Origin of the sequence: Streptomyces sp. NPDC057638 (assembly GCF_042800315.1) — a bacterium.
In the GTDB taxonomy this organism is placed as follows: Bacteria; Actinomycetota; Actinomycetes; order Streptomycetales; family Streptomycetaceae; genus Streptomyces.
Window position 1 is genome coordinate 1 of record NZ_JBHVHF010000293.1, and the last position, 10,147, is coordinate 10,147.

Sequence of the window (10,147 nt, forward strand, 5' to 3'; positions counted from 1 at the left end):
TCGGTGACCGGCCCTCCGCCATGGCGCTCCCCGCGGGGACCGCCGCTCGACCCGCTGAGGGCCCTCTGGGACGCGTACGCTCGGTCAGTCGCCGATCAGGGCGTCGACGAACGCCTCCGGCTCGAAGGGCGCCAGATCGTCCGCGCCCTCGCCCAGGCCGACCAGCTTCACCGGCACACCCAGCTCGCGCTGGACGGCGACGACGATGCCGCCCTTGGCGGTGCCGTCCAGCTTGGTCAGCACGATGCCCGTGATGTCCACGACCTCGGCGAAGACCCGCGCCTGGATCAGGCCGTTCTGCCCGGTGGTGGCGTCCAGGACCAGCAGCACCTCGTCCAGCGGCCCGTGCTTCTCCACGACGCGCTTGACCTTGCCCAGCTCGTCCATCAGACCGGTCTTGGTGTGGAGCCGTCCCGCCGTGTCGATCAGCACCACGTCGGCGCCCTCGGCGATGCCCTCCTTCACCGCATCGAACGCGATCGACGCCGGGTCGCCGCCCTCGGGGCCGCGCACGGTCCGGGCGCCGACCCGCTCGCCCCAGGTCTGGAGCTGATCGGCGGCGGCGGCGCGGAAGGTGTCGGCCGCGCCGAGCACCACCGAGCGTCCATCGGCGACGAGCACCCGGGCCAGCTTGCCGGTGGTGGTGGTCTTGCCGGTGCCGTTGACCCCGACGACCATGATCACGGCCGGGGTGTCCACCCCGCTCTCGGTCCTGACCTCGCGGTCGAGGTCGGTGCCCAGGAGCTGGAGCAGTTCCTCGCGCAGCAGGTTCCGCAGCTCCTCCGGGCTCCGGGTGCCGAGCACCTTCACCCGCTCGCGCAGCCGCTCCACCAGCTCCTGGGTGGGCGCGACACCGACGTCGGCCGTGAGCAGCGTCTCCTCGATCTCCTCCCAGGTGTCCTCGTCGAGGTGCTCCCGGGAGAGCAGGGTGAGCAGCCCCTTGCCGAGCGAGTTCTGGGAGCGGGCGAGCCGGGCCCGCAGCCGCACCAGCCGTCCGGCGGTGGGCTCGGGGACCTCGATCGCGGGGACGGCCGCGGCGGCGGCCTCCTCCTCGGAGACCGGTTCCTCGACGGCGGCCGGGGCGGTTCCCCCGGCGGCCGGAAGCCCGACCTCCTCGATGGTCCGGCGGGGTTCCTCCCGCGGAGTCTCCGCCTCATCGCCGACGTGCGGCTCGGCGGGCGGAGCGGTGATGGTCGGCGTGGAGGGCGGGGGCGTGGGGGGCAGCGACTTCTTCTTGCGGCCGCTGATCACGAGCCCGCTGATGGCGCCGACGGCGACCAGGGCGATGACTACTGCAAGGATGACGAATTCCATAACCCACCCAGTATCGGGCACACCCCCCACAGTCCAACCGCTCCCGCTCCGGATGCGCCGTTCCCTCCGGGCCGGACACCGCGCCGCCGCGCGCGGGCCCCGGTCGCCCGCGTACGGGAGCCCGGAACGCCACAGCGGACCCGCCACACCCGGCTCACCGGCCCCCACCAGGCGGAAAACCCGGTGACGGGCGGGGCGGACCCCGGTTAGCGTCCCCGGCATGACCGTGGAGTACCGCACCATTCCCGAAGCCCATCTCGACCGCGCCCTCGACCTGCACTACCTCGTCTTCCTCGACAAGGACTGCGAGGACGAGGTCCGCAAACGCCATCGCGAGATCCTGCTCCACTGCGAACGCGTCGGCGCCTACGAGGACGGTCAGCTCGTCGGCCTGCTCGGCGCCCATCCGATGGAGCTGTCGGTTCCCGGCGGAGACCTGCCCTGCGCGGGCGTGACCTTCGTGTCGGTGGCGCCGACCCACCGCCGTCGCGGGGTGCTCAGTGGCATGATCGACGAGCTGTGGCGGCGCTGTGCCGCGGCCGGGCAGCCGCTGGCCGCGCTGTGGGTGTCGGAGGCGACGATCTACGGTCGGTTCGGTTTCGAGCCCGCCACGCGGTCCTACACCGTGGAGATCCACGCCGACACCCCGCTCGACCTGCGGATCGCCCCCGACGAGCGTCCGCTGCGGCTGATCGCGCCGGAGGAGGCGCCCGCCGTGATCGGGGCGCGGCACGCGGCGGGACGGGCCGAGCGGGCCGGACGGATAGCGCGGGACGACTTCTGGTGGCGTACCCATATCCTCCCCGAGGAGGACGAGGAGAACGACGACCTCAGCGCGCCGCGCGTGGTGACGCTGGGCGATCCGGGCGAGGAGCCCGCGGGCTATGTGATCTACCGGACGCTCACCGACGACGAGGGGCGGGGCACCCTCCACATCGGCGAGCTGGAGGCCGACTCGCCCGCCGTGGCCGCCGCGCTGTGGCGCTATGTGGCCTCGGTCGACCTGGTGGACAAGGTACGGGCGTGGGGCCGCCCGCTCGATGACCCGCTGCTGCGCTTCGCGGGTGACCGGGACCAGGTGCGGGTCACCCAGGAGTTCCCCGCGCTGTGGCTGCGGCTGGCCGATGTTCCGGCGGCGCTGCGCGGGCGGGTCTGGTCGGCCCCGGTGGAGCTGGTGCTTGAGGTGACGGACGCGGGCGTTCCGGCTAACGCGGGCCGCTATCGGCTGCTGACCCGGGAGGGCCCCGACGGCCACCGGGCCGAGGTCACCCGTACGACGTCCGACCCCGACCTCACTCTCGACGTACGGGAGCTGGCGGCGGCGTACCTCGGCGATCTCGACCCGGCGGAACTGGTGGCGGCGGGGCTGGTCACCGAGCACACTCCGGGGGCCGCGCGGCGGCTGGGCGAGGCGGCGCGCACGGCGCTGCTGCCGCACACGACGGACGAGTTCTAGCCACCCCGGCCACGCTGAGGCCGTCCGCCCTCGGGTGGGCGGCCTCAGCCCATCTCCTCCAGCGCCTTGCCCTTCGTCTCCTGGACGAAGCGCAGCACGAAGGGGATCGAGAGCGTGGCGAAGCAGGCGTAGATCACATAGGTCGCCGACAGGTTCCAGTCCGACAGGCTGGGGAAGGTCGCGGTGATCAGCCAGTTGGCGATCCACTGCGCCGACGCCGCGACGCCGAGCGCCGCCGCCCGGATCCGGTTGGGGAACATCTCCCCCAGCAGCACCCAGACCACCACGCCCCAGGACAGGGCGAAGAAGAGCACGAAGACATGGGCGGCGATCAGCGCCACCGTCCCCTGGGCGCTGGGCAGCTTCCCGTCGACCAGCGGGCTGGAGAAGGCCCACGCCTCGAAGCCCAGGGCGATGGCCATCCCCGCCGAGCCGATGAGCGCCAGCGGTCTGCGGCCGATCCGGTCGACCAGCACCATCGCGATCACCGTACCGATGATGTTCACGATGGACGAGGTGAAGGAGTAGAAGAACGAGCTGCTCGGGTCGATACCGACCGACTGCCAGAGCGTGGAGGAGTAGTAGAAGACCACGTTGATGCCGACGAGCTGCTGGAAGACCGAGAGTCCGATGCCCACCCAGACGATCGGCAGGAAGCCGAACCGCGAGCCGAGGAGGTCCTTGAAGGTCGACTTGTGCTCGCGCCGCATCGCCCGGTCGATCTCGGCCACCCGGGCGTCGAGATCGATGTGTTCCCCCTCGACCTCCCGGAGGACGTCCTTGGCCCGGCCGGTCTTGCCGACGGAGACCAGGAAGCGCGGGGACTCGGGGATGGCGAACGACAGCAGCCCGTAGAGCATCGCCGGGATCACCATCACCCCGAGCATCCACTGCCAGGCCTCCAGCCCGCCGATCTTCCCGCGCTGCTCGCCGTCGGCGAGCTGGAGGATGCCGAAGTTGACCAGCTGGGAGATGGCGATACCGATCACGATCGCGGCCTGCTGGAAGGAGGCGAGCCGCCCCCGGTAGGCGGGCGGCGAGACCTCGGCGATATAGGCGGGGCCGATGACCGACGCCATCCCGATCGCGAAACCGCCGACGATCCGCCAGAACGCCAGATCCCACAGGGCGAACGGCAGCGCCGAACCGACCGCGCTCACCATGAAGAGCACGGCGGCGATCCGCATACACGCGATGCGCCCCAGCCGGTCGGCCATCCGGCCGGCCGTGGCCGCGCCGATGGCACAGCCGATCAGGGCGATGGCGATGACCTGGGCGAGCTCGGCGGAGCCGATGTCATAGCGGTCGCGGATCGCCTCCACCGCGCCGTTGATGACCGAGCTGTCGTATCCGAAGAGGAAACCGCCCATCGCCGCGGACGCGGTGATGAAGACGACATGGCCGAGGTGCTCCGGGTGGGCCTCGCGGGCGCCCGATGCGGGGCCGCCCGGCTGCGCGCTGCTGCTCACATGTGCTCCTGGGGCGTCGCTCGGGGGCGCCGCCGCTCCACGAGGGTGCTCCAGCGCCCGCCGAAGGTCCTTCAAGTGGCGCACAGCTTCCCCGGCCCCACCACTTGACCTGGTCTGTTGGCCTGACCCCCGCCCTGGCACCGCGTCTGCCCCGACTACCGCCGCCCACTCCCGGTACGGACAGCGGGGATCGCCGAGCTACCGCAGCCGCTGGCTGATCACCTTCGAGACGCCGTCGCCCTGCATGGAGACCCCGTACAGCGCGTCCGCGACCTCCATCGTCCGCTTCTGGTGGGTGATCACGATCAGCTGGGACGCCTCCTGGAGCTCCTGCATGATCCGGATCAGCCGCCGCAGATTGGTGTCGTCCAGGGCCGCCTCGACCTCGTCCATGACGTAGAAGGGACTGGGCCGCGCCTTGAAGATCGACACCAGCAGCGCCACGGCGGTCAGCGACCGCTCGCCGCCCGACAGCAGCGAGAGCCGCTTGACCTTCTTGCCCGGCGGGCGGGCCTCGACATCCACACCGGTGGTGAGCATGTCGGCCGGGTCCGTCAGCACCAGCCGTCCCTCACCGCCCGGGAAGAGCCGGGAGAAGACGCCCTCGAACTCACGGGCGGTGTCCCGGTAGGCGTCGGTGAAGACCTGCTCGACCCGTTCGTCGACCTCCTTCACCACCTGGAGGAGCGCGGCCCGGGTCTTCTTCAGATCCTCCAGCTGCTCCGAGAGGAACTGGTGGCGCTCCTCCAGCGCCGCGAACTCCTCCAGCGCCAGCGGGTTGACCTTCCCGAGCTGCTGATAGGCCCGCTCGGCCGCCCGCAGCCGCTTCTCCTGCCCGGCCCGGACGAAGGGGCTCGGCTGGTGGCGCGGATGGCCGGGATCCGCGGGCAGCTCCTCGCCCTCGGCGGGCGGCGACGGCGGTACGGGCTGATCGGGGCCGTACTCGCTGATGAGCGCGGTCGGCTCCACGCCCAGTTCCTCCAGGGCGCGCGCCTCCAGCTGCTCGATCCGCAGCCGCTTCTCCGCGCCGAGCACCTCACCGCGGTGGACGGAGTCGGTGAGCTTGTCCAGCTCGCCCTTGAGGTCACGACCCCGCGCCCGCGCGGCCGTCAGCTCCGACTCCCGGGCCTCCCGCGCCGCTTCGGCCGTGGTCCGCGCGGCCTCGGCCCGGCCCACGGAGACCTCGGCGTGGGCCAGCAACTGGCGCGCGCCCGACCCGACGGCGGTGGCGACGGCGGCCTCATGGCGCAGCCGGACGCGCCGCTGTTCGGCGCGCGCCCGGCTCTCGCGCTCGGCGCGCGCCGCCCGGTCCAGCCCCTCGGCCCGCCCCGCGAGCCCCTTCACCCGCTCCTCATGGGTACGGAGCTGAAGGCGCGCCTCCATCTCCGTCTGCCGTGCGTTGGCGCCGTCGGCCGCGAGCCGGTCCCGGCTCTGGGTGTCCGGCTCCTCGGGCGCGTCGTCCGCGTTCTCCTGGGCGACGAGCAGCCGCTCGGCCAGCTCGTCGGCGTCCACGCGGGCCTGTTCCAGCGCCGCACGGGCGCGGGCGACGGCGGCCGCCGTCCGCTCGGCCTCGCCCTCGGCGGCACGGGCCTGGCCCGAGAGCCGCCCCAGCCGTCCGGAGACGGCGGCCTTCTCCCGCTCGGCGGCCCGCCGTCGCTCGCCCACTTCCTCCACCTGCGCGGCGCACATGTCCCGGCGTGCCGTGGCGCCGTGGCGCGCCTCGGCCAGCTCCGCCCGGAGCGCGGCCAGTTCCGCCAGTTCGGCGGTGGCCTCGTCGACGGCGGCCCGCACCTCCAGCAGGCTCGGCGCCCCCGCCGAGCCACCCTGGGCGAAGTGCGCGCCCAGCAGATCGCCCTCGGCGGTCACGGCGGTCAGCCGGGGTGCGGCCCGTACCAGTTCCTCGGCGTCCGCGAGTTCCGGTACGACGACCATCCCGCGCAGCAGCACCCGCGCGGCCCGCAGCAGTTCCTCGGGACCCCGCACCAGATCGGCGGCGAGAGGATGACCGTGATGATCCCGCGGCGCGGTCCCGCCCTCCGCGCCGCCGCTGTCCGCCGATGGCTCGGGGCCGCCGCTCAGCAGCAGGGCGGCCCGGCCCGCGTCGGTCTTCCGCAGCAAGCGCAGGGCCTCCGCGGCGGCCGTGGGCCCGCTGACGGCCACCGCGTCGGCCGCCGCTCCGAGGGCCGCGGCCACCGCGACCTCATGACCCGGTACCACCGTCAGCAGTTCCGAAGCCGGACCGAGGACACCGGTCAGCCGTTCCCCGGCGGTCAGCAGCGCCCCCGTACCGTCCTTGCGGCGCAGCCCGAGGGCGAGCGCGTCGCGTCGCGCGGTGACGGCGGCGTGCTCCCGCTCGGCGGCGGCGAGGGCCTCGCGGGCGGTGGAGAGCGCGCTCTCGGCCTCGGCCCGCGCGCGCCGTGCGTTCTCGTACCGCTCCTCCAGCGCGTTCTCGTCCTCGCCCAGCCCCTCGACCTCGGCGCGCAGCCGCTCGTACTCCTCCCGCGCGGTGGTGGCCCGTTCGATGGCGTCGTCATGGGCCTCGGTGAGCCGGTCGATCTCGGACTGGGCGGAGGCGACCCGGCCCCGGGCGGCGCTGACCTGCCCGCCGAGCCGGGCCAGCCCCTCGCGGCGGTCGGCGATGGCGCGTGCGGCGTCCTTGAGGCGGCGCTCCTCTGCGGCGAGTTCGCGCTCCAGTTCGGCGCGGTGGCCGACGGTGTCCTCCAGCGCGCGCTCGGCGGCCTCCAGCGCGGCCGTCAGTTCGGCCTCCTGCTCCCGGATCCGGGCGGCCTCGCGCTCCAGGTCCTCCGGGTCACGGCCGCGCCGCTCCTCGGCAGGCTGGGCGGTGGCACTGGTGACCCGTGCCTCGGCGAGGGAGACGGTGCCCCGGACCCGCTCGGCGAACTGGGAGAGGTCATGCCAGTTCCGCCGGGCCTCCTGGACCCGGGGCGCCAGCACCCGTACCTCTTCCTCCAGCGCGGCCTCCCGGCCGAGGGCGGCCTTCAGTTCGGCTTCGGCGGCCTCCTTGCGCCGCTTGAGCTCGGCCTCGTCGGCGATCTCGGAGCGGAGCGCGTCCCGCAGCCGTACCAGGTCATCGGCGAGCAACCGCAGCCGCGCGTCCCGCAGATCGGCCTGGATGACGGCGGCACGGCGGGCGACGGCGGCCTGGCGGCCGAGCGGTTTGAGCTGACGGCGCAGTTCGTCGGTGAGGTCCTGGACCCGGGCCAGGTTGGCGCGCATGGCCTCCAGCTTCCGCAGCGCCTTCTCCTTGCGCTTGCGGTGTTTGAGGACTCCGGCGGCCTCCTCGATGAAGGCGCGCCGCCCCATCGGGTCGGCGTGCAGTACGGAGTCGAGCTGGCCCTGTCCGACGATGACATGCATCTCGCGGCCGATGCCGGAGTCGGAGAGCAGTTCCTGGATGTCCAGCAGCCGGCAGGTGTCTCCGTTGATCTGGTACTCGCTGCCACCGTTGCGGAACATGGTCCGGGTGATCGTGACCTCGGCGTACTCGATGGGGAGGGCGCCGTCGGTGTTGTCGATGGTCAGCGAGACCTCGGCCCGGCCGAGCGGCGGGCGGCCGGTGGTCCCGGCGAAGATGACGTCCTCCATCTTGCCGCCGCGCAGCGACTTCGCACCCTGCTCCCCCATCACCCAGGACAGGGCGTCCACGACATTGGACTTACCGGATCCATTGGGCCCGACCACACAGGTGATCCCCGGTTCGAACCGCAGGGTCGTGGCGGAGGCGAAGGATTTGAACCCGCGGAGGGTCAGGGCCTTGAGGTGCACACAGCCGGACTCTACCTTTCACACGCGGTTTCACCCGGGAGGCCGGGGGGCACATCAGACGGTAAGGGTGAGAACCACGGTGTTCAGAGGGGGAAAGAAAGAAGGGACGCCGAGGCGTCCCTTGCATATCTTGCGCGATGGATCTTCCAGCGGATCGGCTTAGGTGAGCGCCGGCTCCGCCTGCGGTACGTCGATGTCGATGCCGTCAAGCAGCGACTCTCCGGGGTGCTTGGCGACGGCAGCGTTCAGCGCGTCGTTCTCGGACTGAATCCGCATGAGCTCGGATTCAAGGTCCTGGACGCGCTGCTGGAGCCGTCGCATCTCGGCGAGAAGTCGCGGGTCGGAACCGCCGACGTAACCGAGAAGCGCCTTTGCCATGATGGATGGTCCTCCACACTGAGTGACCGACCGATGCGGTGTGGGTCGTGAGGGATTCGCACCCGTGGTGCTCGACAGCGCATAGGTACTGCTGATATCACTGCGGTTCTTACTGCCAAACAGCTAAGGTGCGCGGGGATTCCAGAGTCTCACCAAAAAGTTTGACGGTCAACACGATCACGCCCCGTATCGAGGGGCGGACCCGGGCGCGCGCGGCGGGTGAACCCATGGCGCGGGTGGCGCTCCGGGGCCCTGGGGCGTGGAGATCATCCTTAACGCCGCAGCGTCGCACGGCCCGCCTTCCTTGGCAACCACCAGGACGTTTTCCCTTGCGGGCCCCCACCCGACCCTCGTCGCGGCCCAGGGTCCCGGCCTCAGGAGACGCGGTCGGCTCAGCGGATCGCGAAGCCCTCGTAACCCCCTCGGGGGGTGCCCCAGATCTCCGTCACTCCGTCCACACGGCCGGGTGTGTCGTCGGAGCGCAGCCACTCCAGCAGACGGTGGCAATTCTCACGTGGCCCCTCCGCCACGATCTGCACCCGGCCGTCGTCCAGGTTGAGGGCGAAGCCCGTGAGGTCTCCGATCTCCAACGCGTTTGCCCTGGTGAACCAGCGGAACCCTACTCCCTGCACTCGTCCGCGTACCCAGGCCGTAAGCCGTGCGCCATCGTTCATGAGGGAACGGTAACGGCCCATGAGGCGTCGGTTTGCTCACCAGCCACCTCCGCCCCACAGATCATGCCGTACAGTCCGGGGCTCAGTGAGCCTCATCCGATCGGGTGAGGCGTTCGGCTGTCCGGCCGTACCTCCCGCACCCGGGCGTACGACCGAGCGTGGGAAGGCAGGGCCATGGGACGACATCGACTCAACCCGAGGCGCGCGGGCACCCCCGTACGCGTCGGACTGCTCGGCGCGTCCGCGGCTGTCGCGCTCGGGACCGCCGTCGTCGCCTCCGGGCTGCTGCCCGGCGGGGACCCCTTCGTCCTCGGCTCGGACCGCTCCCCGGCCCAGCGGGCGAGCTCCGGGAGCCCCGGCCCGTCCGCCCCGGGCGGGACGGAGACGGGTACGTCGCCCACCACGCCGTCCACGGCGCCGCCGAGTCCGGCCCCGCCGTCGGCCCGGCCCTCGACCGCGCCGACGGCCCCGGCCAAGGCCGCACCCGCACCGCCCCCACCGCCCTCACCGACCGTGCCCGCGCCCCGGTCCCCCGAGACCACACCCGAGCGGACGGTGACCCCGCCCGGTCCGGCGAAGAAACCTTCCGCCAAGCCGACGCCCGACCGCCGGCCCGTCACACCGCCGCAGCCCGGCCGGGAGACGGGATCCAACCCGGGCTCCGGCACCGAGGCGGAGGCTCAGGTGCTGGCCCTGGTCAACGAGGAGCGCTCCAAGGTGGGCTGCTCCCCCGTCCGCTTCGACTCCGCCCTCGCCACGCTGGCCGGGGACTTCAGCGCGGACATGGCCCAGCGCGGCTTCTTCTCGCATACCGACCCCGACGGCCGCACCCCCTGGGACCGGGCCAAGCGCGCGGGCATCACCTATATGGGCGGCGAGAACATCGCCCGGGGCCAGGCCGACCCCGGCGCCGTGATGAACGCCTGGATGAAGAGCGAAGGACACCGCGCCAACATCCTCAACTGCGAGTACAAGAAGCTCGGCGTCGGCGTCCACCTGGGCTCGGGCGGCCCCTGGTGGACCCAGAACTTCGGCTTCTGACCCGGTCGGACCAGGGTGAGGGGGCGGGC

General features: G+C 72.4%; 7 protein-coding genes. 2 read left to right on the forward strand and 5 right to left on the reverse strand.

All coding sequences use genetic code 11. The features are described 5' to 3' along the window. Positions 1–84: 84 nt before the first annotated feature. The gene (ftsY, locus tag ACFVIM_RS28525) at positions 85–1,314 is read right to left on the reverse strand and encodes a signal recognition particle-docking protein FtsY (protein ID WP_384307125.1); all 1,230 of its coding nucleotides are present in this window, start codon (positions 1,312–1,314) and stop codon (positions 85–87) included. A gap of 220 nt (positions 1,315–1,534) precedes the next feature. Here ftsY and eis point away from each other — a divergent pair, with 220 nt between their 5' ends. Continuing rightward, positions 1,535–2,770, forward strand: coding sequence for an enhanced intracellular survival protein Eis (gene eis / locus ACFVIM_RS28530; RefSeq protein ID WP_384307128.1), 1,236 nt, complete (start codon positions 1,535–1,537; stop codon positions 2,768–2,770). 44 nt (positions 2,771–2,814) lie between these two features. On the opposite strand, the gene ACFVIM_RS28535 is transcribed toward eis, so the two are convergent. From ACFVIM_RS28535 to ACFVIM_RS28550, 4 genes are all read right to left on the reverse strand, one after another. Then, positions 2,815–4,239, reverse strand: coding sequence for a sugar porter family MFS transporter (locus ACFVIM_RS28535; RefSeq protein ID WP_384307131.1), 1,425 nt, complete (start codon positions 4,237–4,239; stop codon positions 2,815–2,817). 198 nt (positions 4,240–4,437) lie between these two features. Continuing rightward, entirely contained in the window at positions 4,438–8,025 is a 3,588-nt protein-coding gene (gene smc / locus ACFVIM_RS28540; RefSeq protein WP_384307134.1) for a chromosome segregation protein SMC, read from the reverse strand. 159 nt (positions 8,026–8,184) lie between these two features. Continuing rightward, positions 8,185–8,403, reverse strand: a complete 219-nt coding sequence (locus tag ACFVIM_RS28545; RefSeq protein ID WP_384307137.1) for a hypothetical protein — start codon at positions 8,401–8,403, stop codon at positions 8,185–8,187. 392 nt (positions 8,404–8,795) lie between these two features. Next, entirely contained in the window at positions 8,796–9,077 is a 282-nt protein-coding gene (locus ACFVIM_RS28550; protein WP_384307139.1) for an acylphosphatase, read from the reverse strand. Positions 9,078–9,251: 174 nt separating this feature from the next. On the opposite strand from ACFVIM_RS28550, the gene ACFVIM_RS28555 reads away from it, so the two are divergent. Continuing rightward, the gene (locus ACFVIM_RS28555) at positions 9,252–10,118 is read left to right on the forward strand and encodes a CAP domain-containing protein (RefSeq protein ID WP_384307142.1); all 867 of its coding nucleotides are present in this window, start codon (positions 9,252–9,254) and stop codon (positions 10,116–10,118) included. The last annotated feature ends 29 nt before the right edge of the window (positions 10,119–10,147 follow it).

What these genes read in the sequence shown, in the direction of transcription:
- ftsY (WP_384307125.1), bottom strand. Translation starts at nt 1,314, where the DNA reads ATGGAATTCGTCATCCTTGCAGTAGTCATCGCCCTGGTCGCCGTCGGC.
- eis (WP_384307128.1), top strand. Translation starts at nt 1,535, where the DNA reads ATGACCGTGGAGTACCGCACCATTCCCGAAGCCCATCTCGACCGCGCC.
- ACFVIM_RS28550 (WP_384307139.1), bottom strand. Translation starts at nt 9,077, where the DNA reads ATGAACGATGGCGCACGGCTTACGGCCTGGGTACGCGGACGAGTGCAG.
- ACFVIM_RS28555 (WP_384307142.1), top strand. Translation starts at nt 9,252, where the DNA reads ATGGGACGACATCGACTCAACCCGAGGCGCGCGGGCACCCCCGTACGC.
- ACFVIM_RS28545 (WP_384307137.1), bottom strand. Translation starts at nt 8,403, where the DNA reads ATGGCAAAGGCGCTTCTCGGTTACGTCGGCGGTTCCGACCCGCGACTT.